Below are 25062 nucleotides of genomic sequence, written 5' to 3' on the forward strand. Positions count from 1 at the left end.
CACCGACAATTTCCGATCGTAGAAGTCCGGGCCGGGGCGGAGCGGTCGAGCCGTCCCTCTTTCGTGGCACGGGGTGCGTCCCGCGCGCCGCAGGAGCTCCGGCCCGGGTTACTTGCCCCCGCGGGCCATGCGGAGCACGTCCAAGGCCTCGTCGAGCTGGGCCTCGGTGAGCTTTCCGTCCTCGACGAAGCCGCGTTCGATGACCACCTCGCGGATGGTCTTGAGCTCCTTGAGCGCCTGCTTCGCGACCGCGGCCGCCGCCTCGTAACCGATGTACTTGTTCAGCGGCGTGACGATCGAAGGCGAGCCCTCGGCGTACTGGCGGGTGCGCTCGACGTTCGCGGTGACGCCGTCGAACACCTTGTCCGCCAGCAGCCGTGAGACGGCGGCGAGCAGCCGCGCGGATTCGAGCACGTTGCGCGCGATCACCGGCAGGTTCACGTTGAGCTGGAAGTTGCCCGCCGCGCCCGCGAACGCCACCGCCGCGTCGTTGCCGATCACCTGCGCCACCACCTGCAGCGTGGCCTCCGGGATGACCGGGTTGACCTTGCCCGGCATGATCGACGAGCCCGGCTGCAGGTCCGGCAGCGCCAGCTCGCCCAGCCCGGTCCGCGGACCGGAGCCCAGCCAGCGCAGGTCGTTCGCGATCTTGTTCAGCGACACCGCGACCGTGCGCAGCTGGCCCGAGGTCTCGACGACGCTGTCCTGCGTGGCCTGCGCCTCGAAGTGGTCGCGGGCCTCGGTCAGCGGCAGACCGGTCAGCTCCGCGAGTTCGGCGGCGACGGCGGCGCCGAAGCCGTCCGGGGCGTTCAGGCCGGAGCCCACCGCGGTGCCGCCGATCGGCAGCTCGCCCAGCCTCGGCAGACTGGAACGCAGGCGTTCCACACCGAAACGCACCTGCGCGGCCCACGCGCCGGCCTCCTGGCCGAGGGTGATGGGCACGGCGTCCATCAGGTGCGTGCGGCCGGACTTGACCACGTCCGCCCACTCCGCCGCGCGTGCCTCGATCGCGCCCGCCAGGTGCTCCAGCGCCGGGACTACGTCGGTGAGCACGGCTTCCGTGGCCGCGACGTGGATGGTCGTCGGGAACGTGTCGTTCGACGACTGCGAGGCGTTGACGTGGTCGTTGGGGTGCACCTCACGGCCCAGTGCACGGGTCGCGAGCGTCGCGATGACCTCGTTCGCGTTCATGTTGGACGAAGTGCCCGAGCCGGTCTGGAAGACGTCGATCGGGAAGTGTTCGTCATGCCGGCCCTCCGCGACCTCGTCGGCCGCGGCGGCGATCGCGTCGGCGACCTCGGGCTCCAGTACGCCGAGCTTCGCGTTGACGCGCGCGGCGGCGGCCTTCAACAGGCCCAGCGCGCGGATCTGGGCGCGCTCGAGACCGCGGCCGGAGATGGGGAAGTTCTCCACGGCGCGCTGCGTCTGCGCGCGGTAGAGCGCGTCGACCGGGACGCGGACCTCGCCCATCGTGTCGTGTTCGATCCGGTATTCCTGTTCAGCCATGCCCCCGATTCTGGCCCTGTTCCCCGCCGGTCGCGGGGTGGCGTCGCCCACGCGCGGCGGGGAAACCGACCCGGCCCATCGGACTGGTTCCGCCTCCCTCCCGACTGCCGCGCCCCACCGAGCGGCCGGCCATTCCGGATATCCTTGGTGTGTTCTCGATCACCGCCACCCACCACTGGCTGGAGCGAGCCTCATGGATTCGACGTACGACCTCGTCATCATCGGAGCCGGGCCCACGGGGCTGTTCGCGGCCTACTACGCGGGGTTCCGCGGCCTCTCGATGGCCGTGGTCGATTCGCTGCCCGAGCCGGGCGGGCAGGTCACGGCCATGTACCCGGAGAAGATGATCTTCGACGTGGGCGGGTTCGCCGCCGTCCGCGGCCGTGACCTGGTGCAGGGCCTGGTCGACCAGGTCGCGCCGTGGCGGCCGGACTACCGGCTGGGCCGCAAGGCGGAGAAGCTGGAGAGCGTCGACGGCGGGGTCGAGCTGACTCTGGACGGCGGTGAGGTGCTGCGCGCGGGCGCCGTGCTGGTCACCGCGGGCATCGGTGAGTTCACGCCGCGTCCACTGCCCGCGGGCGACGGCTGGCTCGGCCGGGGCATGGTCCACTTCGTCCCTTCGCTGGGCGCGCACGCGGGGCAGCACGTGGTCGTGGTCGGCGGCGGCGATTCGGCCTTCGACTGGTGCCTGGCGCTGCACCCGATCGCCGCGAGCGTCACCCTCGTGCACCGCCGCGCGAAGTTCCGGGCCGCGGAGTCCATCGTGCGCGAGGTCCGCGGCCTGGGCGTGCGGATGATCACCGACGCCGAGGTGACGCGTTTCGTCGAGACCCCGAGCGGCGAACTGGCCGGGGTGCGGGTCTCGGTGAAGAACGGGGAGGACGAGCAGCTCCCGGCCAACGCCGTGGTCGCCGCGCTGGGCTTCACCGCCGACCTCGGGCCGATCGAGAGCTGGGGGCTGGAGATCGACCACCGGGCCATCTCGGTGGACTCGACCATGGCCACGGCGCGGCCCCGGGTCTACGCGGCCGGCGACGTCGCGGCGTACCCGGGGAAGGTCAAGCTCATCGCCACCGGCTTCGGCGAGGCGGCGACGGCGGTCAACAACATCGCCGTGGCGCTGGACCCGGACGCCCACCTGTTCCCCGGGCACTCCAGCAACGCCGAGTGAGTCAGCCGGTCTTCTCCGCGATCCACGGTGCGTAGGCGACCACCGAGGTGTAGATCGACGGCGCGGTCGCGCAGGTCGGGGAGCCGTTGCCTGGGCGGCTGGTCAGGCCGATCAACGTCCAGTGGTCACCGTCGCGGATCAGCTCGGGGCCGCCGGAGTCGCCGTAGCAGGAGCCGGCGTTTCCGCCCGGGTTGTCGGTGCACAGCTCGGCGGTGCCGTCGAAGGCGGCGGTGCACTTCGAGCCGGTGACCAGGTGCGTGTCGAGCTGGTACAGCGAAGGCGCCAGCGGCCCGCAGCCCGGCGTCGCGCAGGTCTGGCCCCAGCCCAGGATGCGGGTCTGCGCGCCCGGCGCGGCGTGGGTGCCGAGCACGACCGGCGCTGTCTTCGCCGCCGCCGCGAGCCGGATCAGCGCGAGGTCGCCGGTCTGGGTCTGGGCGTTGAAGTGCGGGTGCACGATGAACTCCGCCGCCTGCGCGGTCTCGCCGCCCTGGTCGCTTTCGTTGCTGCCCAAGCGAAGCGCAACCGTCGACGGGTCCTTTCCGTACACGCAGTGCGCGGCGGTGGCGACCCAGGACGGTGCGATCAGCGAGCCGGCGCAGAAGACCTGTCCCGAGGCGGAGTGCAGGGACACCACGAACGGGTAGGGCTGGTCCGCGGCGATCCCGCCGATGATCGACGGCCCGGCGCTCGCACTGCCGGTGGCGAGCGCCGCCCCGGCCAGGACCGTCGACAGCAGTGCGAGCAACCGTGTGGGCACCGGGCAGGTCTCCTTTACGGCAGGGGCGGGACGGCGTCGAAGCCGTCCTCGACCGGATCCAGGTTGCCGTCGAAGTTCACGGACGAGTAGGCCCGGAGCTTCTCCAGCCGGTGGTATCCGTCGATCATTCTGACGGTGCCGGACTTGGACCGCATCACGATGGACTGCGTGGTGGCGCCACCGGAGCGGTAGTGCACGCCGCGCAGCAGGTCGCCGTCGGTCACGCCGGTGGCGCAGAAGAAGATGTTGTCGCCGTGCACCAGGTCGTCGTGGCCCAGTACGCGGTCGAGGTCGTGACCGGCGGCCCGCGCCTTCTCGCGCTCGGCGTCGTCCTTTGGCCACAGCCGGCCCTGCAGCTCGCCGCCCAGGCACTTCATCGCGCAGGCCGCGATGATGCCCTCGGGCGTGCCGCCGATGCCGAGCAGCATGTCGACCCCGGTGGTCGGCCGGGCCGCGGCGATCGCGCCCGCCACGTCGCCGTCGGAGATGAACCGGATCCGGGCCCCGGCCTCGCGGACCTCTTTGACGATCTGTTCGTGCCGCGGCCGGTCGAGGACGCACACGGTGACGTCGCTGACGCTGGAGTTCTTGGCCTTCGCCACGCGGCGGATGTTCTCCGCGATCGGCGCGTCCAGGTCCACCTTGCCCGCGGCGTCCGGGCCGACGGCCAGCTTCTCCATGTAGAACACGGCCGACGGGTCGAACATCGCCCCCCGCTCGGCCACCGCGAGCACGGCCAGCGCGTTCGGCATGCCCGCGGCCATCAGCGTGGTGCCGTCGACCGGGTCGACCGCGACGTCGCAGTCGGGTCCGTCACCGTTGCCCACTTCTTCGCCGTTGAACAGCATGGGCGCTTCGTCCTTCTCGCCCTCGCCGATCACGACCACCCCGCGCATCGACACGGTGGAGACGAGCTGGCGCATGGCGTCGACCGCCGCGCCGTCACCGCCGATCTTGTCGCCCCGGCCGACCCAGCGCCCGGCGGCCATGGCGGCGGCCTCGGTCACCCGGACCAGCTCCATGGCCAGGTTGCGATCAGGCGCTTCTCGGCGGTGTGGGTCACTGGCGGTAGTCATGCGGGCCTCCCGGATCGCTGAACTCGACGGGTGCCCAGTCTCGCAGAAGGTCAGTCCACCTGACCGATTCAGTCGCGCATGGTGCACGTCACTCGGAGTCGTCGGACTCCACGGAGGCCAGTGCGGCTTCGATCCGCTCGCGCGCGCCTTCGAGGTGCCGCTCGCACACCTTCGCGAGCTGCTCGCCCTTCTCCCACAGCGCGAGCGACTGCTCCAGGGACAGTCCACCCGCTTCGAGCTCCTTGACCACCTCGACGAGCCGGTCACGGGCCTGCTCGTAGCCGAGTCCGGCGGTATCGCTGGCTGCTTCGCTCACGCTCGACGTTCTCCGACCTTCCGGTGCACGGGCGGTTCGCACACTACCGCGCGGCCGCCCATCGGGTTACCTGCGGTGACGTCCGCCGACGGCGCCGGACTCCCGGGCGTGCTCCCCGGTCGTGATCGCCCGGGCCATCGCGTGGTCGTACCCGACGAAGGCGAGCGCGAACTCCTGCCCGTCACCGTCGGCGACCGCGCCCTCCAGGTGCTGCTGCGCGCTCGCGACCCGGCGGCGGTGTTCGCCGCCCTCGGCGAACCACCAGCGGGTGCCGACGTGCACGGACGTCGCCTCGGACAGGCGTCGCAGCTCGGGGGCGAGGTCACGGCGGGCGGGAGAGCCGCAACCGGCGAGCAGCGCCGTCCAGCACTCGTCGGCGGCACGGTCGGTGGCCAGCGCCTGGCCCAGCAGCGGGCCGGTGTCGAGCCGGGCGGCGGCGTCCACCGTGAGCGGGAGGAACACCGACGCCCGGTAGGTCACGGCCCGTCCCCTTCCGCGGTCTCGGTGACGGCGTGGACCGCCCCGTCGGCGACCCGCACGCGCAGTCGTGCGCCGTCCTCGATCTGGGAGACGGAGCGCAGCACCTGGAGGTTGCCTTCGGCGTCGGTGAACTGCACGACGGCGTAACCGCGGGACATCGTCGCGGCCGGGCCCAGCGCGGTCAGGCGGCCGCGCGCGCCGGCGACTTCGGCCTGGTCCCGGGCGAGCAGGCCGAGCATGGCGCGGCGGCCGCGTTCGCGGTGCAGTTCGACGTCGTCGAGGCGGCGCTGGACCGGGCCCAGCGGGTCGGCCAGCGACGGGCGGCTGCGCAGCTGGGTCAGCAGCCGGGTCTGGGTGTCGACCCACCCGTGCAGCGCGCGACGGCCGCGGTCACGCATCTGGCGGACGCGGGCGGACTCCTCGCGCACGTCCGGCACGATCCGCTTGCTCGCGTCCGTGGGCGTGGAGCAGCGCAGGTCGGCGACGTGGTCGAGCAGCGGGGTGTCCGGCTCGTGGCCGATCGCGCTGACCACCGGCGTGCCCGCCGCCGCGACGGCCCGGCACAGCGCCTCGTCGGAGAACGGCAGCAGGTCCTCCACGCTGCCGCCGCCGCGGGCGATCACGATCACGTCGACCGCGGGATCCTTGTCCAGTGTGGACAGTGCCCGGAGCATCTGCGGCACGGCCTGCGAACCCTGCACGGCGGTGTTGAGCACCTTGAACAGCACGTGCGGCCAGCGGGCCTGCGCGTTCACCAGCACGTCGCGCTCCGCCGCCGAGGCCCGGCCGGTGATCAGGCCGATGCCTTGCGGCAGAAAGGGAATCGGCCGTTTCCGCTCCGGGGAGAACAGTCCTTCGGCGGCCAGCAGCTTGCGCAGCCGCTCGATCCGCGCCAGCAGCTCGCCGATGCCGACCGCGCGGATCTCGTCGGCGCGCAGGCTGAGGGTGCCGCGGCCGAAGAAGAACGACGGTTTCGCGTGCACGACCACCCGGTCGCCCTCACGCAGCGGAGTCGCCAGCTCGCGCACCAGCCACACCGGGCAGGTGACGGACATGGAGACGTCCGCCGACGGGTCCCGCAGCGTGAGGAACGCGGTCTGCGTGCCGGGCCGCGCGCTGATCTGCGTGACCTGGCCCTCGACCCACACCGCACCGAGCCGGTGCACCCAGTCGCCGACCTTGCGGGCGACGGTGCGGACCGGCCAGGGGTTCTCCGCGCTGGTGGCCGGTTCGGCGCTCACCGGCCTTCCGCGCTGTCGTCCTGCTCGTCTTCCGCCTTGCGCGCGTTGCCGATCCGGCGCGCGAGCATGCCGACGAAGGACGCGCGGTCCTCGTTCGCCTTCTCGTACTCCAGGATCTCTTCGAGCTCGGGGACGGTCAGACGGCGAAGCCGGGCGCGCAACTGCGGCAGGGTCAGCTCGTCGTAGTTCGGCAGGCCGGCGGGGCCGGTGCTGCCACCGCCCGCGTGCTCCCGGGCCGACCGGTCACCGGGCTCGTCTTCGTCCGGCACGGGCTCGAGCAGGATCTCGATCTCCGGTTCGCCCTCGGGTTCGGGCTCGGTGAACGAGGGGCGGTGGCCGTTGGTCTCCACGCGCGGCCCGGGGATGTCCTCGACGGGGACCAGCGCCGGCCGCGAAGGCGCCAGATCGGGCGCGGCGTCCTCGTCGAACGTCGCCCAGCTGGGGGTGTCCTCGACCGGGCGCAGGCCGGACAGGGCGTCGTCACCCTTGATGGCCAGCTCGGTGACGTGCTGCTGCACCCGCATGGAGAACTGCAGCACCTGGCTGACCACGGTGACGGGCAGCCCGGTGAGCTGCCGGGGGATTTCGCGAACCCGCTCGGCGGTGGTGACGGCGAGGCCCGCGGCGACCCGGAGGGGGAGCGGGAGTGGTTTCATGCTTCCAGCCTGCCGCATCGGGGCCGTCCTGCCCAACCGAACGGGTGGTTGGAGTACCGGACGTGACTCCCGGCACAACCCGGATGGCGGAGCCAGGTCATCCCGAAGAGGACTTCGAACTCGGGGTGGAGCAGCCCGTACGCTGGGGGCATGAGTTCAGCGAGCCCCGGAATCGACCCCGCCGGCCTTCCGACGATCGCCGGCTCCGGCGAGCCGGCCACCGGTAAGCGAGTCCTGCTCGCGAAGCCGCGTGGCTACTGCGCGGGCGTGGACCGCGCGGTCATCGCCGTGGAAAAGGCCCTGGAGCTGTACGGCGCTCCCGTGTACGTGCGCAAGGAGATCGTGCACAACCGGCACGTGGTGGAGACGCTGCGCGAGCGTGGCGCGATCTTCGTCGAGGAGACCTCCGAGGTGCCCGAGGGCGCGCTGGTGGTGTTCTCCGCACACGGCGTCTCCCCGATGGTGCACGCCGAGGCCGAGGAGCGGAACCTCCGCACCATCGACGCGACCTGCCCGCTGGTGACCAAGGTGCACAAAGAGGTCAACCGCTTCGCCAAGGACGACTACGACATCCTCCTGATCGGCCACGAGGGCCACGAGGAGGTGGAGGGCACCGCGGGCGAGGCGCCGGACAAGGTCCAGCTCGTGGACAAGGCGGAGGACGTCGAGAAGGTCGACGTGCGCGATCCGTCGAAGGTCATCTGGCTCTCGCAGACCACCCTCTCGGTCGACGAGACGATGGAGCGCGTCGACCAGCTGCGCGAGCGCTTCCCCGGCTTGGCCGACCCGCCCAGCGACGACATCTGCTACGCGACCACGAACCGCCAGGTCGCGGTCAAGGCGATGGCCCCCGAGTGCGATCTGGTGCTCGTCGTCGGCTCGACCAACTCGTCGAACTCCAAGCGCCTGGTCGAGGTCGCCCTGAAGGCCGGTGCCCGGGATTCGCACCTGATCGACTTCGCCAGCGAGGTCGACGAAGCCTGGCTGGAGGGCGTGACCACCGTCGGCGTCACTTCGGGCGCTTCGGTGCCGGAGAACCTGGTCATGGATCTGCTCTCCTGGCTCGAGGACCGCGGCTGGGGCCAGGTCGACGAGGTGACCACGGCGAACGAGAAGATCGCCTTCGCCCTGCCGAAGGAGCTGCGCAAGGCGGTCAAGACCGAGTCCGCTGCTCCGCCGGAGTCCTGAGGACGGGGCCGGGTTTCGGCCGCTCCTGCGGCTGGGTGACCGGCCGCGGGGGCATCCGAACTGCTGCTGACACCACCGCCACGGTGGCTCCATGGTCCCGGCGGTGGGCGTCCGGTGAGGTCACTGCGCGGTGCCGGTCTGGGCTACTTGCCGGTGTTGGACGAAAACGGCGTCCTACGAAAATGGCGTTCCACGCAAGAGGAAGGGCCGCCGATCCGGTGCGGATCGGCGGCCCTTCTCATGACCGGCGGGTGTCAACGTTGTCGGCCGATCAGGATTCGTCTTCCCAGGGCCGAGTACGGCGCGGCGGTTCGCGGCGCGGGGGACGGGGCCGTCCGGCCGGTGGCGGCTCGTCGGTGCGGGGGCGTCGGCGCGGGGGCGGGGTGTCGCCCCGGGGTTCGGCGCGGCGACGGGGGTCCGCTTCCGGTGGGCGCGGACGGCGTCCCTCGGGCGGGGGCTTGCGCGTGCCGCGAGTGGTGGGGGTCGCCGGATCGCGACGGGACCGAGCGCCCGGGTCGGCCGGGGGCCGGGGGCGTCGTGATGGCGGGGCGTCGACGTCCCGCTCCTTCGGCGCGCTTCGGCGCCTGTCCGCGGGCAGCGGCGTCTGGCCCGGACGGCTGGAGCCCGCGGGCCGGGTCCGCGGCCGGGCTGCGGCCGGATCGGCGTCCTCGCCGGCGGGCTTCTTGCCCTTCAGCTTCACCGGGGCATCGGGATCACGCTCGCGGTAGATGCGGAAGAAGCCGAAGAGGAGGGTCACCCCGGTGGTGATCGCCATCGTCGGGAAGCCGTCGATCAGCGGGGAGGCGACGCTCAGCAGCTTGTTCAGCGTGCCGGTATCCGCGCTCGAACCGGAACCGCCGGTCAGCAGCACCACACCGGGCACCGTGACGGCCAGCACCAGCGGCGGCTGCACCATGGGGCCGAACAGCGCCCGTCTCTGCACCGCGGCGACCGCGACCACGGCCCCGACGAAGTAGCAGGCCTTGAACAGGAAGCCGAGACTGCCACTGGCCTTCTCGTCGATGACGGCGCCGAGCACGGACAGGCCGAAGCCCACCAGTATGGCCGCCCACCAGGGCAGCCCGCGCCTCGCGCCGACGACAAGACGCTCGTCCCAGGACACGGGGGCGTCATCGGCATCAGGATCGCTCTGGCGATCGCGTATCGCGGTCACGAGGCAACACCGTAGCCCGTACTTGTCACGATCTTGCCAGCACGGCCGAAGACCGCCCCGCCCAGCCACCCGCCAGCGTGACGTGAGTTGCCGATGGACGACGGTCGTGCTGCCCGGCCGGCGCGACTTCGACGGCTCCGCCGACCGGCCGCTTCTCGCCGATGACCAGCCCAAACCCGGTCGGGCCGACCACATCGAGGCGGCCCTGGGTGCACTTCGGACTTCGTGTCCGCGCTTTTCACCGGCCCTGGCGCGGACGTCCTGTTCCGGAACGTCCGGGTTCGCGGAACGGGTGTCCCACTGAGCGGCACCCCCTTTACTGCGGTGACCTCACCCGCTCGGCCGAGCACTCTGGGTTACAGAATCGCAGTCTCCTGGGATGGCGACCGTTCACGGCCCCCGGCCGACGCCGATGATTACCGCGCACTGATCGCCGAGCGTGACGACGGCGCCCTTTCGGCCGGGGTAGTCCGAGCACGCATTCCGAACCTGCTTGCCGCATCGACGGCGACTTCATTGGAGACTGCGGACTGGTCATCGGCCGTCCAAAAGCCCGAGATTGCCTACGAACTGTTCCCGGCGCGTCCACGGGTGTGGATCTGCGACGAAGGCAGCGCGCGCAGTACTTTCGAACGCGACCACGCCGCATCGATCGAGAGCGAGGGCGAGGTGGTCTGGCTGACCCGCGCTCCGTGGTGGGTCACCGCCGTTGAAGCTCGCTGGCCAGCGTCTTCTGCGCGGGATCGCCAGCCACGGCTGCGGCACCGCCGAGCTGGGCTGGGCTGGGACAGCGATAACGACGGCTGCGGCAGCAGTAACGACCGCCGCGGCAGCAATAACCATGGCTGCGGCTGGTCAACTCGCGCGCCAGTCTCTTCCACCATCCCTCGGGCCTCTTCCGCTATCCCGCAGGCGCCCGCTCGGGGCTCGGTCAGCTTGCGGCCAATTCGTCCCCCTTCCGCACCGACGGGACCGGGGCCGGGCTACCCGAGGCGTCGGTCAAGGGGGACACCGTCGCTCGGAAGCTCTCCAGCGCTTCCAGCTCGCGGCGCCGGGCGGAGAGGAAGCGTTGCAGGTGGGTGCTGGAAAGGTTGAGCGCGTCGACGGCGTTGCCGGCTGCCCGGTGGGCCGACGCGGCGCCCGCGCGGACCTGCTCGACGTCCTCCACCAGCGCGCGGTCGCTGGCCGCGAACAGGGCCGCGGAGGCCAGGACCCCGAAGCCCGTCGGGCCGCACAGGAACACCCGGCGGTCGATGAGCCAGCGCAGCAGCTCCGGATCGGTGTCCAGCGCCGCGACCACGGCGGCGTCGGACGGAACGAACATGATCGTGCCGTAGATCGCGTCGGCCCAGCGCTGGTAGCCCTTGCCGGCCAGCTCCGCGGCGCGAGAGCGCAACTGGCGCACGTGCGCGCGCAACGCGTCGAGCCGTTCCTCCGGGTTGTCGGTCTCCACGGCTTCGGCCCAGATCGCCATGCTCGCCTTGGCGTCGACCGGGACCGCCCGCCCACCGCCGACGCGCAGCACCATGTCCGGTTTCGCGCTACCGCCGCCGGCCAGGTCGGTCTGCAGGGTGAAGTGCAGCTCCTCGCGCAGCCCGAGCGCCCGCGCCGTCTCCACCAGCACCTGCTCACCCAGCTCGCCGCGGCCGTGGATCGAGGCGAACGCGACCTCGTACCGGCGCAGCGCGAGCTGCTGCTCGTCGCCCTTCGCGCGCTCCGCCGCCACGAGCCGGGCCGCCGCATCGGCCCGCCGCATGCCGTCGTTGTACAGCCGCCACAGGACCGCGACCGCGACGCACAGGAGCAGCGCGAGCACGACGGCCGCCGTGGTGATCACTGTCCCCACCCGGGCCTCCCCTCTCCGATAACGCCTCTGGCGCCGCTGACGACGGCACCGATCCCGTGCGGATCGACGGGGACATCATGGCGGACGGCACCGACAAAAACGGGTTCGGCCGGTCGCACTCCGTAGCTGACCAGCGCGTTCACCGGTTCGGCCCTCGGCGTGTCCGGCGGTCCCTGATAGGCTTCGTACACACGTTCGAGTGGCTCGTCGGCGAGCCTCCCGGGTTTCGTCGGTGTCCCCTCTTAACGTGGTCGCCGTGAAAGTCCTGCACACCTCCGACTGGCACATCGGCCGCACGTTCCACGGCGCCGATCTGCTCGCCGAGCAGGAAGCCGTCCTCGCGCACTTGGCCGGCCTCGTCACCAGCGAGGCGGTCGACGTGGTCGTCGTGGCCGGCGACGTCTACGATCGCGCGGTCCCCTCGGCCGAGGCGGTCCGGGTCGCCACGGCCGCGCTCGCCCGCATCCGCCAGGCCGGGGCCCAGCTCGTCATCACGCCCGGGAACCACGACTCCGGGCCACGCCTCGGCGCCTTCGCCGAGTTCGCCGCGGCCGGTGGCCTGCACGTGCGCGCCACCGTCGCGGGTCTCGCCGAGCCCGTGCTGCTCTCCGACGAGCACGGCGAGGTCGCGTTCTACGGCCTGCCCTACCTGGAGCCGGAGCCCTCCCGGCACGCGCTGGGGGTTCCGGAGGCGCGCGGCCACACCGGGGTCCTCGGCGAGGCCATGCGCCGCGTCCGCCAAGACCTCGCCACCCGCCCGGGCACGCGGTCGGTGGTGCTCGCGCACGCGTTCGTCACCGGCGGCGACGCCAGCGAGTCCGAGCGCACGATCGCCGTCGGCGGGGTCGAGCAGGTGCCCGGCTCGGTGTTCGACGGAGTGGACTACGTCGCGCTCGGCCACCTGCACGGCCCGCAGACCCTCGCCGAGCACCTGCGCTACTCCGGCAGTCCGCTCGCCTACTCGTTTTCCGAAGCACGGCAACGGAAATCGGTCTGGCTCGTCGACCTCGACGCGGCCGGTCTGGCCGAGGTCCGGCGGCACGAGCTGCCGGTACCGCGGCCGCTGGCCACCCTGCGCGGAGAGCTGGCCGAGCTGCTGTCCGCCCCGGAGCACGACGAGTGGGCAGGCCACTTCCTGTCGGTCACGCTGACCGACCGGGTGCGGCCGGTCGACGCCATGCGCAAGCTGCGTGACCGGTTCCCGCACGCCGTGCACCTGGACTGGCAGCCGGAGGGCGGCTTCGCGGGCGCAGAGCTGAAGTACGCCGAGGCGGTGCGCGGGCGCAGCGACATCGAAATCGCCCGCAACTTCCTCGACGACTGCCGTGGTGCCGCGCCTTCCGAGAGTGAGGAGCGGCTGGTCTTCCTCGCTCTCGAAGCGGCCGACCGGGCGGCGGTGGCGAAGCTGTGAGGCTGCACCTGCTGGAGGTCCAGGCGTTCGGCCCGTACTCCGGCCGCGAGGTGGTCGACTTCGACCTGCTCGGCGCCGACGGTCTCTTCCTGCTGCACGGTGACACCGGCGCGGGGAAGACGACGTTGCTGGATGCCATCGCTTTCGCGTTGTTCGGCGAGGTCCCGGGCGCGCGCGGCGAGGTGAAGCGGCTGCGCTGCGACCTCGCGGAGCCCGACCAGGTCACCGAGGTCGTGCTGGAGCTGACCGTGCAGGGCCAGCGGCTGAGGATCGTGCGCAGTCCCGAGTACCAGCGCCCGAAGAAGCGCGGAGACGGTTTCACCACGCAGCAGGCCAAGGTGTCGCTGAGCTGGGTCGGGAAACCGCCGGCGGGGCTGCCGCCGGAGGGCGTCATCCGCATCGACGAGGTGGCGCGCACGGTCGTGCGGCTGCTCGGGATGACGGCGCAGCAGTTCTTCCAGGTGGTGTTGCTGCCGCAGGGGGAATTCGCGCGGTTCCTGCGTGCGGACACCCGCGAGCGCGAGGAACTGCTGGAGCGGCTCTTCGGTACGGAGCGGTTCTCCGACGTCGAACGCTGGTTCGCGGACCTGCGGACCGAGCGCGGGCGCGCGCTCCAGGACCGGCAGCAGGACGTGCGCGAGCTGGTCGCGCGGTATGCCCAGGAAGCCCAGCAGGATCCACCGGAGGACAGCCAGGCGGAGTGGGTCGAGGCCGTGCTCAAGGACGTCGCCGCGCGGGCTGCGGTGGCGGAAACCGAAGCGGCGCAGACGCGTTCGGTCGCGAGCAAGGCCGAGGCGGCTTTGCGCGAGGCGCAGGAGGACGCGGAGAAGGTCCGGCGCGTCCGCACCGCGCACACCCGGCTCGCGCAGATCGCCGAGCAGGCCGGGGAGCGCACGGGGTGGGCCGAGGAGATCGCGGCCGCGCGACGGGCCGAGGCGGTCGCCCCCGAGGTCGAGCTGTTCGAACGGCGGACCACCGAGCTGGAGGAGGCGCGGTCGGTCGAAGCGGAGCGCGCGCGGGAGCTGAACGAGCTGGGCGACGACCCGGCCGGGCTGGCCCCCGTCGACCTGCGGGAGCGCGCCGGCTCGTTGAGGGAGGACGCGGGGGCGCTCGCCGAGCTGGTCGCCGAGGCCGAGCAGCAGCAGGTGGAGACGAAGCAGCGCGACGAGCGTCGAAAGGCCGCGGAAGCAGCCAAGGAAAAGGTCGTTTCGTTGACGACCCGGCTCGGGGAGCTGCCCGGCCGGTTGACGGCGTTGCGCGGTGAAGCGGCTTCGGCGGCAGAAGCCGCCGCGAAGCTCGACGGTGCAAGGGCGCAGGTCGAGGAGCTGACAGTGCTAGCGCGCGCCGCGGCCGACTTACCGCCGGCGGTGGAGCGCGTCGGGCGTGGTGAAGCGAAGCTGCGTGAGGTGGTCGACAGCCATCAGGCGGCTCGACAGCACCGGCTGGACCTGCGGGAGCGACGGCTCGAGGGCATGGCCGCCGAACTGGCCGCGGGCCTGGCCGAGGGGATCGAGTGCCCTGTGTGTGGCTCGGCGGAGCACCCGGCGCCCGCGAGCCACGGCGCCCGGCTCGTCGACCCGGAGGAGGAACGGGCCGCGGAAGAAGCCGAACAGCAGGCGGAGACCTTGCGGCAGCGGGTCGTTTCGGCGCTGGAGGAGGCCAAAGCCCGGCTGGAGGCGTTGCGGGAGCGGCTGGGCGAGCGCTCGGCGGAGTCGGTGGCGGTGGAGCTGGCCGCGGCCCGGGCGACCGTCGGCGAGTTGTCCGAGCAGGCTGCGGGCAGAGACCGGCTGGCGAAGCAGGTGGTCACGCTGGAGCAGGAGTCGGAGAAGCTCGCGGAGCAGCAGCGGCTCGCCGAGACCGCCGCCACCGAATCGGCGGCCGAGGTCCGCTCGTTGCAGGACCGGCTGGACGAGCGGGAACGGCGACTGGTCGACGGCCGCGGCGAGTTCGCTGACGTAACCACTCGCCGTCGGCATCTGCTCACGCTGGCCGGGGCGCTGGACGCCGTGGCCGAGGCGCGCTCGGCCGTCGCCGGTTCGACCAGCCGGCTCGCCGAGCAACAGGACCTCGTCGAGATTTCCTTGCACGCCAAGGGATTCCTGTCGCTGGAAGAGATGCGGGTCGCCGCTCGGTCCGAAGAGCAGGTGACGAAGCTGGAGCACGGCCTCGCGGAAGCGGAGGCCACGGCTGCGGGGGCTCGCGAACTGCTGGCCCAGCCCGAGCTGTTCGGCATCTCGCCCGAAGACGTGGTGGAGGTCGGCCCGGTCAGCGAGGCCGCGAAGTCCGCGCGGACCACGGCGGAAGCGGCGTTCTCCGCGCTGCAGGCCGTCACCGCGCAACACCGGGAGCTGACGCGGCTGGCCGGGCGCATGAGGAAGACGCTGGCCGGGCTGGCGCCGGTGGAGCAGGAGTACGCGGAGCTGCGCGCGCTGTCCGAAGTGGTCAACGGGCGCGGGCAGAACGCGCGGAAGATGTCGTTGCGATCGTACGTGCTGGCGGCGCGGCTGGAGGAGGTCGCGCTCGCGGCGACGGTCCGGTTGCGCACCATGAGCCAGGGCCGCTACTCGTTCGTGCACTCCGACGCGGCGGGCGCGCGCGGCACCCGCGGCGGGCTCGGCCTGGACGTGCTGGACGACTACTCGGGAGCGGTCCGCCCGGCCAAGACCCTCTCCGGAGGCGAGTCCTTCCTGGCCTCCCTGTCCCTGGCGCTCGGCCTGGCCGACGTGGTCGCGGCCGAGACCGGCGGAGCGCTGCTCGACACCCTGTTCGTCGATGAGGGCTTCGGCACCCTTGACGCGGAGACGCTGGACGTGGTGATGAACATCCTGGACGAGCTGCGAGCCGGGGGCCGAGTGGTCGGCCTGGTCTCCCACGTCGAGGAACTGCGCCAGCGCATCCCGACCCGGTTGCGAGTCCGCAAGGCCCGCACCGGCTCGAAAGTGGAGGTGCGGGCGGGCTAGCTGTTACGCCTGGGGCAGGCGGGACGTGGGTGGCGTCGAGTTCGGTGCTGAGGATGCGTCCGGGCCGTCGTTGCGGCTAGACGGGTTGCCGGCCAGGGTGATGGCCGAGTGAGAGGCGGACGTTCAGGACCGTCGGCATCAGCGGCGGCCAGGACGGGCGGCAGGAGGCGCCGACGGCCACGACGAACTGGCCGCCGAACCTTGGGCGGTGACGGCGTGGTGGCAGCGTTCCGCCTCAGGCCCGGTGGCGGTGGTGGATACGCGGTCGACGGTGCCGGCCGGATGAGGGCCGGGCGGATGGGAAACCCGACCGCGCGTCACCGGGTCGGCCCGGCCGGGGGCGGGACCCGTAGACTTACCGGTCGTGAGTCTGACCCTCGGTATCGTCGGCCTGCCCAACGTCGGCAAGTCCACCCTGTTCAACGCGCTGACCCGCAACGACGTGCTCGCGGCGAACTACCCGTTCGCGACGATCGAGCCCAACGTCGGCGTGGTGCCGCTGCCGGACCCGCGGCTGGACGAGCTGGCGAAGCTGTACGACTCGGAGAAGACGGTGCCGGCCGTGGTGTCCTTTGTGGACATCGCGGGCATCGTGAAGGGTGCCTCCGAGGGGGCCGGGCTGGGCAACAAGTTCCTGGCCAACATCCGCGAGGCCAACGCGATCTGCCAGGTCATCCGGGTGTTCGACGATCCGGACGTGATCCACGTGGACGGCCGGATCGACCCGTCCAGTGACATCGAGACGATCAACACCGAGCTGATCCTCGCCGACCTGCAGACCCTGGACAAGGCGCTGCCGCGGCTGGAGAAGGAAGCCCGGACGAAGAAGGAGAACAAGGCGGCGCTGGACAACGCGCAGAAGGCGAAAGAGCTCCTCGACGCCGGGCGCACCCTGTTCCAGGCGCAGAAGGAGGTGGACTTCGAGGCGCTGCGGGAGCTGAGCCTGCTGACCACCAAGCCCTTCCTGTACGTCTTCAACGCGGACGAATCGATCCTGACCGACGAGGCCCGCCGCGAGGAGCTGACCAAGCTCGTCGCCCCGGCCGACGCGGTGTTCCTCGATGCGAAGGTCGAAGCGGAGCTGCTGGAGCTGGACGACGAGGAGTCCGTCCGCGAGCTGCTGGAGTCCGTGGGCCAGCTCGAGCCGGGCCTGCACGCCCTCGCCCGCGCGGGCTTCCACACCCTGGGCCTGCAGACCTACCTCACGGCCGGCCCGAAGGAATCCCGCGCCTGGACGATTCCCCAGGGCGCCACCGCCCCCCAGGCCGCCGGCGTCATCCACACGGACTTCGAGCGCGGCTTCATCAAGGCGGAGATCGTTTCGTACGCGGACCTGATGGAGGCGGGCTCGATGTCCGTCGCGCGGGCCGCGGGCAAGGTGCGCATGGAAGGCAAGGACTACCTGATGGCGGACGGCGACGTGGTCGAGTTCCGGTTCAACGTGTAGCCGACCTGGCCCCGAAATTCGGCGAAGAGCAGGCTCAAGAGCACGAGCGACCTGCTGACCGCGCCATCGCTCAGGTCGAGCGGAGCGCTATGGCCGGTCCGGCAGGGACCGGACCGGCCAGGGGTGCGTGAGGCTCAGCCGAGCAGGCCGAGCACCAGGACGGAGAGCAGGGTGACGGCCGTGGCGAACGTGGTCACCCACGCGCGCTGGGTGCTGGTGAGGGCGGCGGACGCGTTGTTCATGAGGTGTCCTAGCGGGGCGAGGGCCGGCGTGTTCCGCTGGATTAGCGCCTCGATCATGAACGGTGTTACTGCCTGTGGCCGAGATCACGCCGGTTACGCACGGTGTGCCAGAGCACACCGCCCGCGGCCGTGACCATCAGGCCGAAGGAGATGGCTCCCACCACGATTGCCTGAGTCATCCCGTTGTCCTCCCTGCGTCGGTGAAGCTTCGTGGGGGAGACGCGCCGGGGAGCCGTTCGTGGTGCCGTCGTATCGGAGATCACACCAGGTCAGAGGGCTGCGATCACCTCGTCGATCTGGCGCGCCAGTGCGAAGTCCTTCGTCGTCAGGGCCCCTTCGGAGTGGGTGCTGAGCCGGAAGGTGAGCGTGCGCCAGCGGATGTCGATGTCCGGGTGGTGGTCGGCGGCCTCGGCCAGCACGGCGACGCGGTCCACCACGGCGATCGCTTCGGGGAAGCTGGCCAGTGACACCGTGCGGGCGATGGTCACGTCCGTGCGGTGCCAGTCCGTCAGTTCGGTCAGGGCCGCGTCGGCCCGCGGGCCGTCCAAGATCTCTGCCATCCGACCCATGGTGGCCCTGTCTCGGCTACGCTGCACGGTTGCCACGGGAGTCCGGTACGCCGGGCTGAGAGGCGGGGCCCGAGACCCGCGACCGTTCGCACCTGGATCCGGATCATGCCGGCGCAGGGAGGCCCGTTCTCCTGCCGTCGGCCAGTGCAGGAGGGCAGATGAACCCGCGGACCGCACGCACCGCGCCGGTGGTGGCCACGGTCGCCGTGCTGGCGAGTGCCTGCTCGTTGTCCAGTGGCTCCGGCGGCGACGCCCAGGCGACCCCCGAGGTCACGCTCGTCACGCACAACTCGTTCGTCGCGCCGCAGGACGTGCTCGACGCGTTCCAGCGCCGGGCCGGCCTCAAGCTGAAGGTCGTCAAGTACGGCGACGCCGGGGAGCTCACCAACAAGCTGGTGCTCACGAAGGCCAACCCGATCGGCGACGTGGCCTACGGCGTCGATTCGACGTTCGCCTCGCGGGCGCTCGGTGAGGGCGTCTTCCAGACCTACACCAGCCCGGAGGCCGACCGCGGTTCGCAGCGCTACGCCGTGGATCCCGAGCACCGGCTTTCCGCCGTGGACCTCGGCGACGTCTGCGTGAACGTCGACTCCGGCTACTTCGCCGGGCGGGGTCTGCCTGAGCCGAAGACCTACGAAGACCTGGCTGATCCGAAGTACAAGGACCTGACCGTGGCCGAGGACCCGGCCACCGCGTCGCCCGGGCTGGCCTTCCTGCTGGGCACCGTCGCGAAGTTCGGCGAGCAGGGCTGGCCGGAGTACTGGACGAAGCTGAAGGCCAACGGCCTCAAGGTCGACAGTGGCTGGGAAGAGGCCTACACCAAGGACTTCTCCGGCTCCTCGGGCAAGGGCCCGCGGCCCATCGTGGTCTCGTACGCGTCCTCGCCCGCCGCCGAGGTGGGCGGCGACGGCAAAGCGCGCACCAAGGCGCTGCTCGACACCTGCTACCGCCAGGTCGAGTACGCGGGCGTGCTGAGCGGCAGCAAGCAGGCCCCGCAAGCGCAGAAGGTGGTCGATTTCCTGCTCTCCCAGCAGTTCCAGGCCACGGTGGCGGCCAACATGTACGTCTACCCGGCGCGTGAGGGGGTCGCTCTGCCTGCGGGCTGGGCGCAGGTGGCGCCGCTGCCGACGACGCCGGCCACGTTGCCCGCCGAGCAGGTGCAGGCCGGCCGCGAGAAGTGGATCGGTGCATGGCGCTCGCTCATGGGGGCCTGACCCCGGCGCGCACGTTCCGCACCGCCGGGCTCGTGCTGCTCGGGCTGGGGCCCGTCGCGTTCCTGGTGGTGTTCTTCGCCTGGCCGGTGGTGGCGATCGTCGGCCGCGGGTTCTCCGCGGGCGGCGTCGGCACCGTGCTCGGTGACGCGCGGACCTGGCAGCTCGCCGGGTTCACCCTGGCCAGCGCGGCGGCGTCGACGGTCGTCGCGGTGCTGGCCGGGTTGCCGGTGGCGTACCTGCTCGCCCGCGTGCGGCTGCCCGGCGTCGGGCTCGCGCGCACGCTGGTGCTGGTGCCCTTCGTGCTGCCGACGGTCGTGGTCGGCCTCGCCTTCCGCGCGATCTGGCCGGACGGTGGCGTGCTGCCGCTGGTACTGGCCAACGCCTTCTTCAACGTCGCCGTGGTCGCGCGGACCGTGTCCGGGCTGTGGTCGCACCTCGACCCGCGGGCGACGGAAGCGGCCCGGGCGTTGGGCGCGTCGCCGTGGCGGGCTTTCCGCACGGTGACGCTGCCCGCGCTCGGCCCGGCCGTCGCGTCGGCCGCCGCGGTGGTGTTCCTGTTCTGCGCCACCAGTTTCGGCGTGGTCCTGATCCTCGGCGGCGGCCGGTACCGCACCCTCGAGACCGAGATCTACCTGCGCACGGTCGACCTGCTCGACCTCTCGGGCGCGGCGGCGCTCTCGCTGGTCCAGTTCGCGGCCGTGCTGGCGGCGCTGGTCCTCGGCGCGGTGGCGCGGAAGCGGCGGGAGAACGCCGTCCGGCTGCGGTCCGCGCTGGCCACGGCCCGCCGGCCGCGCGGCGGCGAGTGGTGGACGGTCGGTGCCGCGGCGGTGGTGCTGGCGCTGCTGATGACCCCGATCGCCGCCCTGCTGGCCGAGTCGGTCTCCGGCGCGGAGGGCTGGAGCTTCGCCGGGTACCGCGCGCTGTCCGGTACCGGCGCGAACGACGCGTTGCAGGTCTCCGGGTGGACGGCGGCACGGAACTCACTGGCCGCGGCCACCGACGCCACTCTGCTCGCGCTGGCCGTCGGCGTGCTCGCCAGCGTGGTGCTGGTCGCGCTGCGCCGCGCGCCCGGCCGACTCGCCCGCGGTGTGGGCGAGACCCTGGACGCCGCGCTGATGCTGCCCCTGGGCGTTTCCGCCGTGACGGTCGGCTTCGGTTACCTCATCACGCTCGACGCCCTGCCCGGCGACCTGCGGACGTCGCCGATGCTCGTGCCGCTCGCCCAGGCGCTGGTGATCATCCCGCTGGTGGTGCGGATGGTGCTGCCGGTGCTGCGGGCGGTGGACGTGCGGCTGCGCCAGGCCGCGTCGACGCTCGGGGCGAGCCCGGCGCGGGTGTGGCGTGAGATCGACCTGCCGCTCACGGCCCGTTCGCTGGTGGCCGCGGCGGGCTTCGGATTCGTGGTGGCGCTGGGTGAATTCGGCGCGACCAGCTTCCTCGCCCGCCCGGACGCGCCGACGCTGCCGGTGGCCGTCGCGACGCTGATGGGGCGGCCGGGTGAGCTGAACAACCAGATGGCCTACGCCGCGTGCGCGCTGCTGATGGTGGTGACCGTGGCGGCCGTCGCGCTGATCGACCGCTTCGGCTCGGTCCGCGGGCACGGTTCGGTGGGGGAGTTCTAGTGGCCTTGTCGGTACGGGACCTGACCGTCCACTACGGATCTTTCGCGGCGGTGCGCGACGCCCGCCTCGACCTCGCCGACGGCGAGGTGCTGGCCCTGCTCGGCCCGTCCGGCTCGGGGAAGTCGACGCTGCTGCGCGCGATCACCGGTCTGGAACCCTCGACCTCGGGTTCGGTGCGCTGGGACGGCGACGACCTCGCGCCGGTGCCGGTGCACCGGCGCGGTTTCGGCCTGGTGTTCCAGGACGGGCAGCTCTTCCCGCACCGCGACGTCGCCGCCAACATCGCGTTCGGGCTGCGGATGCACGGCGTGCCCCGGCGCGAGCACGCCGCGCGCGTGGCGGCCCTGCTGGAGCTCGTCGGGCTCACCGGTTTCGCCCGGCGGCGCGTGACCGAGCTGTCCGGCGGCCAGGCCCAGCGGGTCGCGCTGGCCCGCGCGCTCGCGCCGAAACCGCGGCTGCTGCTGCTGGACGAGCCGCTGTCCGGACTGGACGCGGGACTGCGTGAGCAGCTCGCCATCGATCTGGCGGAGTTGCTGCGGCGCAACAAGATCACCGCCCTGCTGGTGACGCACGACCAGGAGGAGGCGTTCACGCTGGCCGACCGGGTCGCCGTGCTGGAGGCCGGCCGGATCCGCCAGGAGGGCGCCGTGCGGTCGGTCTGGCTGCGCCCGGCCGACGACGGCGTGGCGCGGTTCCTGGGCGTGACCTCGTTCACGGACGGGATCGCGGCCGACGGGGTGGTGCGCACGGCGTTCGGCGACGTCACGCTCGCGGCCGTCCCGGACGGGCCGGTGCGGCTGGGCTTGCGTCCGCACGCGTTGCGGGTGGCGGCTTCGGGCGTCGAAGGCGAGGTCACGGCCGCGGTGCACCGCCGTGAGCACCTGCGGCTGGTGGTTTCGGTGGGTGGGTCCACTGGATCCACTGAGTCCGCTGGATCCACTGTGGACGCCGTGGCGCCGGTGGCGGCGGATCACCGCGCGGGTGATCCCGTCCGGCTGGTGCTGGATCCGGACGGGATCGCCGTCGTCGGCTGAAGCGGGCTCAGCCGTCCCGGGTGATCAGCCGGGCGTAGGCGATGGACAGGCCCACCACGATGTAGCACACCGCGCGCAGCGCGCCCTCGCCCAGCATCGTGGTCGCCATCGGGTCCTGCAGGACCCCGGCCGGGGCCAGGGTCCAGTTCCGCGTGAGCAGGAACGGGTGCAGCCAGCTCAGCGAGCTCAGGAAGCCGAGGATGGTGAACACGATGCTCCCGGCCAGCACCGAGGCCACCACCAGCATCGGGTGCTCGGTGAAGCTGGACAGGGCCAGCGCGACCGCGCCCACCGCCCACAGCTGCAGCACGATCCAGGCCGCCACCAGCAGGATGCGGCCCAGCGCCTCCCACAGCGACAGGGTGGTGCCGGACAGCGTGAACAGCGAGCCGGTGCCGTTGATGACCAGTCCGGTGACCACGCCGGTCACGACCATGGCCAGTACGGCCACCGCCGAGACCGTGGCGACGCCGAAGGCCTTCACCGTCAGCAGCCGGCCCCGGCTGACCGGGGCGATCAGCCAGCCGCGCAGGGTTCCGTGGGCCGTTTCGCCCGCGATGGCGTCCGCGCCGGCCATGGCCGAGGCCAGCGGCAGGAGCAGGGTCAGCGTCATCACCATCGCGGCGATGGGCAGCACCAGCGCGTTGTTCACCGCCGCGCCGATCAGGGCGGCGCCACCGCCGTCGTCCGGGCCGCCCGAACCCGCGTCCTGGCCCGCCAGGGTGAGCCCGACCCCGATCACGATCGGCACCAGCGCCAGCAGCGCGAGCACGGCCAGCGTGCGCGGGCGCCGGAAGATCCAGCGCAGCTCGGCCGCGATCAGCCGGGGCAACGGCACCGTGTCGTGGCCCGTGCGCGGCGCGGGCGCCGCGAGTGCCTGCGTGGTCATGCGTCCCCCTCGGAAGAAACCCCGTGACCCTCAGAGTCCCCGGAGCGCTCGGTGGAAGCCGCCGCCGTGCCCTCGGTGAGCCGGGCGAACAGGTCCTCCAGACCGGTGCGCGCCCGCGTGGCCTCGTGGACCGCGACCCCCGCCCGTACGAGCACTTCCAGCACCCGGGGCGCGGCGGTCACGGTGAGGTCGGCGCGGACCCCGTCCGGGGTCAGCCGGGCCCCGATCCGGTTCTCCCGCAACGCTTCCACCGCGAGCCCGGCGTCAGGCGTGCGCACCAGCAGCGCCGCGTTGCCCGACTCCAGCAGCTCGGCCAGCTCCCCCTGCGCGACGACGTTGCCGGATTGCAGCACCGCGACGTGCGTGCACGTCGCCTCGACTTCGGCGAGCAGGTGCGAGGAGACGACCACGGTCACGCCGTCGGCGTGCAGCTCGGCCACGATCCGGCGGATCTCCCTGGTGCCGGCGGGGTCGAGACCGTTCGTCGGCTCGTCGAGCACGATCATCTTCCGCGGTACGAGCAACGCCCCCGCGAGGCCCAGCCGCTGCTTCATGCCGAGGGAGTAACCCTTGTACCGGCGGCGCGAAGCGGCGGTCAGGCCGACGCGGTCGAGCGCCGCGTCGACTGCGGGCTGGATGCCGGCCGAGTTCAGCCGCGGCTCGGCCGCCGCGAAGCGGATCAGGTTGTCCCGGCCGGAGAGGAACGGGTGGAAGCCCGGCCCCTCGACCAGTGCGCCGACGTCGGGCAGCGAGTGGGCCGCGCCTTCGGGCATCGGCCGTCCGAGCAGTTCCACCTCGCCCTCGGTGGGGCGCACCAGCCCGAGCAGCATCCGGATCGTGGTGGTCTTGCCCGAGCCGTTCGGCCCGAGCATGCCGAGCACCGCGCCTTCGGGCACGTCGAGGTCGACGTGGTCCACCGCGACCGTGCCGCGGTAGACCTTGCGCAGGCCCCGGGTGCGCGCCGCGAGCGCAACCGCCGGGGCGGGCACCTCCTCGGAGGTGCCCGCCCCGGGTTCGGACGACTTCGTCGCCGTGTTCGTCACTTGGTGCCCAGCGCTTCGTAGAGCACCTGCGCCGGCACCGCGCCGGCGGCGAACCGGCCGTCGTCGGTCAGCACGGCGGTGCCCACCTTGGTCGTGACCAGGTAGCCGCTGCCCCAGGTGCCGTTCACGGGCTTGGCCACCCGGCTGAGCAGCTTCTGCGGGTCGACGCCGCGGCCCTCGGCCGAGCCGGAAGTCTGCTTCGGCGTGAGCGAACCGGCCGGCAGCTTGCCCGTGACCACGGTGTCCCAGCCGTCGCCGACGACCTTGAGGTCGTGGCGGACCTGCTGGGCCTCGGCCTTGGCCTGCTCGCCCACCTCGGCGGTCTTCTCGGTCACCTTCGCGCCCTGCGGCGGGGTGAAGGCGAACTCGCTCGCGGCCTGCGGGGTGAACTCGATGTCCGAGAACGCCAGCTCGAGCGCCGGAGTGGTGGTTCCGTTGCTCAGCACCGAAACCCGCAGCGGCATCCGGGTCTGCGAGTCGACCGCCACGCGGATTTCGCGCAGCAGCGTGCGCTCGGCCGGCTTGGGGGTCAGCACCAGCTCGTAGGCCGGCCGGTCGGCCACCGTGGCCGTGCCGTCGACGGAGACGGTGCTGCTCTCGCGGACCTTCGCCAGCAGCTCGGTGGCCGCGCCGGCCGGGTCCGACATCTTGCCCGCGTCGACGCCCGCGCCGGGCTTCGCGGCGACACCGGCCGGGATCGTGGTCTTGGTGGCGGTGTTGTTCTTCGAGTTGTAGTCCCAGACGGTGGTGCCGTCGTGGATGATCGTCTCCTGCGAGCTGCCCTGCGCGAGCGCCAGCTTCGACTTGCCCGCTCCGTCGCTGAAGACGTGCGCGGAGTCGACGTTCAGCGCCCCCGCCCCCGGGATCGCGCTGCCGAGGCTCGGCAGGCCGAGGTTGTTGCTCACGCTCACCGTGCCGTCGAACGCCCCCGGCTTCGCCGTCAGCACGGACTGGACCAGGCTCTCGGCGCTGACCGCCGGCAGCGCCGGGGCGGCCCCGGCCGTGGCCGGCATGGCCACGACGGCCAGCCCGCCGACGCCGAGCGCGGTGCCGACGACCGCGGCGGTGATCGCTTTCTTCTTCGGATCCATGGTGTCTCTCCCTGCGTCTCCGGGCTCCAGTGTGCCCGGCTCCCGGTTCAGAGGTTTCCCGGCCGAGCCTGAGATACCCCTGAATGTTCGGCCGCCGGGGCTGAGATCGCGCTGAGAGCTCGCGCGGGA

General features: G+C 72.2%; 21 protein-coding genes and 1 riboswitch. Of the genes, 8 read left to right on the plus strand and 13 right to left on the minus strand.

What is annotated here, in order from left to right; translation table 11 throughout:
• Window positions 1-108: 108 nt before the first annotated feature.
• Window positions 109-1506, minus strand: a complete 1398-nt coding sequence (locus NYF13_RS11300; RefSeq protein WP_315656156.1) for a class II fumarate hydratase — start codon at window positions 1504-1506, stop codon at window positions 109-111.
• 193 nt (window positions 1507-1699) lie between these two features.
• On the opposite strand from NYF13_RS11300, the gene NYF13_RS11305 reads away from it, so the two are divergent.
• Window positions 1700-2677, plus strand: a complete 978-nt coding sequence (locus NYF13_RS11305; protein ID WP_315656157.1) for an NAD(P)/FAD-dependent oxidoreductase — start codon at window positions 1700-1702, stop codon at window positions 2675-2677.
• Between the two features lies 1 nt (window position 2678).
• Here the strand turns inward: NYF13_RS11305 and NYF13_RS11310 are convergent, their stop codons facing one another.
• The 6 genes from NYF13_RS11310 to NYF13_RS11335 all read right to left on the minus strand — a co-directional run bounded on the left by NYF13_RS11310 (window position 2679) and on the right by NYF13_RS11335 (window position 7203).
• Window positions 2679-3434, minus strand: coding sequence for a serine protease (locus NYF13_RS11310; RefSeq protein ID WP_315656158.1), 756 nt, complete (start codon window positions 3432-3434; stop codon window positions 2679-2681).
• A 14-nt stretch (window positions 3435-3448) separates the two neighbouring features.
• On the minus strand, window positions 3449-4510 hold the full coding sequence (gene glpX / locus NYF13_RS11315) for a class II fructose-bisphosphatase (RefSeq protein WP_315656159.1): 1062 nt from the start codon (window positions 4508-4510) through the stop codon (window positions 3449-3451).
• 88 nt (window positions 4511-4598) lie between these two features.
• Window positions 4599-4826: an exodeoxyribonuclease VII small subunit gene (locus tag NYF13_RS11320; RefSeq protein WP_315656160.1), complete on the minus strand. Its 228-nt coding sequence runs from the start codon at window positions 4824-4826 to the stop codon at window positions 4599-4601.
• 66 nt (window positions 4827-4892) lie between these two features.
• A complete protein-coding gene (locus NYF13_RS11325; RefSeq protein ID WP_315656162.1) occupies window positions 4893-5306 on the minus strand; it encodes a hypothetical protein in 414 nt (137 codons plus the stop codon).
• Complete coding sequence (gene xseA / locus NYF13_RS11330) at window positions 5303-6547, minus strand: exodeoxyribonuclease VII large subunit (RefSeq protein WP_315656163.1); 1245 nt, start codon at window positions 6545-6547, stop codon at window positions 5303-5305. The genes NYF13_RS11325 and xseA overlap by 4 nt, the downstream gene beginning before the upstream one ends.
• A complete protein-coding gene (locus NYF13_RS11335; protein ID WP_315656164.1) occupies window positions 6544-7203 on the minus strand; it encodes a lipid droplet-associated protein in 660 nt (219 codons plus the stop codon). Before NYF13_RS11335 ends, xseA begins: the two co-directional genes overlap by 4 nt.
• A 150-nt stretch (window positions 7204-7353) precedes the next feature.
• On the opposite strand from NYF13_RS11335, the gene NYF13_RS11340 reads away from it, so the two are divergent.
• Complete coding sequence (locus NYF13_RS11340) at window positions 7354-8391, plus strand: 4-hydroxy-3-methylbut-2-enyl diphosphate reductase (RefSeq protein WP_315656166.1); 1038 nt, start codon at window positions 7354-7356, stop codon at window positions 8389-8391.
• A gap of 271 nt (window positions 8392-8662) precedes the next feature.
• On the opposite strand, the gene NYF13_RS11345 is transcribed toward NYF13_RS11340, so the two are convergent.
• Together NYF13_RS11345 and rmuC are read right to left on the minus strand one after the other, a co-directional pair.
• Window positions 8663-9565 carry a DUF6542 domain-containing protein gene (locus tag NYF13_RS11345; protein WP_315656167.1) on the minus strand — a complete coding sequence of 301 codons (903 nt, stop codon included), beginning with the start codon at window positions 9563-9565 and terminating at the stop codon, window positions 8663-8665.
• A gap of 931 nt (window positions 9566-10496) precedes the next feature.
• Entirely contained in the window at window positions 10497-11411 is a 915-nt protein-coding gene (gene rmuC / locus NYF13_RS11350) for a DNA recombination protein RmuC (protein ID WP_315656169.1), read from the minus strand.
• 256 nt (window positions 11412-11667) lie between these two features.
• Between rmuC and NYF13_RS11355 the strand changes: the two genes are divergently transcribed.
• The 3 genes from NYF13_RS11355 (at window position 11668) to ychF (ending at window position 17229) form a co-directional block, all read left to right on the plus strand.
• On the plus strand, window positions 11668-12822 hold the full coding sequence (locus NYF13_RS11355) for an exonuclease SbcCD subunit D (RefSeq protein WP_315656170.1): 1155 nt from the start codon (window positions 11668-11670) through the stop codon (window positions 12820-12822).
• On the plus strand, window positions 12819-15782 hold the full coding sequence (locus NYF13_RS11360) for an SMC family ATPase (protein ID WP_315656171.1): 2964 nt from the start codon (window positions 12819-12821) through the stop codon (window positions 15780-15782). The genes NYF13_RS11355 and NYF13_RS11360 overlap by 4 nt, the downstream gene beginning before the upstream one ends.
• Window positions 15783-16146: 364 nt before the next feature.
• Complete coding sequence (gene ychF, locus NYF13_RS11365; protein ID WP_315656172.1) at window positions 16147-17229, plus strand: redox-regulated ATPase YchF; 1083 nt, start codon at window positions 16147-16149, stop codon at window positions 17227-17229.
• Between the two features lie 511 nt (window positions 17230-17740).
• On the opposite strand, the gene NYF13_RS11370 is transcribed toward ychF, so the two are convergent.
• A complete protein-coding gene (locus NYF13_RS11370) occupies window positions 17741-18031 on the minus strand; it encodes a 4a-hydroxytetrahydrobiopterin dehydratase (protein WP_315656173.1) in 291 nt (96 codons plus the stop codon).
• Window positions 18032-18064: 33 nt separating this feature from the next.
• Window positions 18065-18177: riboswitch (TPP riboswitch) on the plus strand.
• Between the two features lie 21 nt (window positions 18178-18198).
• On the opposite strand from NYF13_RS11370, the gene NYF13_RS11375 reads away from it, so the two are divergent.
• Genes NYF13_RS11375 through NYF13_RS11385 form a run of 3 tightly spaced genes read left to right on the plus strand, consistent with a single transcriptional unit; the run spans window position 18199 to window position 21910 of the window.
• The gene (locus NYF13_RS11375; RefSeq protein ID WP_315656175.1) at window positions 18199-19254 is read left to right on the plus strand and encodes a thiamine ABC transporter substrate-binding protein; all 1056 of its coding nucleotides are present in this window, start codon (window positions 18199-18201) and stop codon (window positions 19252-19254) included.
• On the plus strand, window positions 19230-20876 hold the full coding sequence (locus NYF13_RS11380; protein ID WP_315656176.1) for an iron ABC transporter permease: 1647 nt from the start codon (window positions 19230-19232) through the stop codon (window positions 20874-20876). Before NYF13_RS11375 ends, NYF13_RS11380 begins: the two co-directional genes overlap by 25 nt.
• On the plus strand, window positions 20876-21910 hold the full coding sequence (locus tag NYF13_RS11385) for an ABC transporter ATP-binding protein (protein ID WP_315656178.1): 1035 nt from the start codon (window positions 20876-20878) through the stop codon (window positions 21908-21910). The genes NYF13_RS11380 and NYF13_RS11385 overlap by 1 nt, the downstream gene beginning before the upstream one ends.
• Before the next feature lie 7 nt (window positions 21911-21917).
• On the opposite strand, the gene NYF13_RS11390 is transcribed toward NYF13_RS11385, so the two are convergent.
• From NYF13_RS11390 to NYF13_RS11400, 3 genes are read right to left on the minus strand one after another with little or no spacing between them, the layout of a single operon-like run.
• Window positions 21918-22799 carry an ABC transporter permease subunit gene (locus tag NYF13_RS11390; protein WP_315656180.1) on the minus strand — a complete coding sequence of 294 codons (882 nt, stop codon included), beginning with the start codon at window positions 22797-22799 and terminating at the stop codon, window positions 21918-21920.
• Window positions 22796-23842 (minus strand): ABC transporter ATP-binding protein, encoded by a 1047-nt coding sequence (locus tag NYF13_RS11395; RefSeq protein ID WP_315656181.1) that lies wholly within the window; start codon window positions 23840-23842, stop codon window positions 22796-22798. The genes NYF13_RS11390 and NYF13_RS11395 overlap by 4 nt, the downstream gene beginning before the upstream one ends.
• Complete coding sequence (locus tag NYF13_RS11400) at window positions 23839-24933, minus strand: outer membrane lipoprotein carrier protein LolA (RefSeq protein ID WP_315656182.1); 1095 nt, start codon at window positions 24931-24933, stop codon at window positions 23839-23841. The genes NYF13_RS11395 and NYF13_RS11400 overlap by 4 nt, the downstream gene beginning before the upstream one ends.
• Window positions 24934-25062: the final 129 nt, after the last annotated feature.

The organism is Amycolatopsis sp. PS_44_ISF1 (assembly GCF_032335455.1).
GTDB lineage: Bacteria > Actinomycetota > Actinomycetes > Mycobacteriales > Pseudonocardiaceae > Amycolatopsis.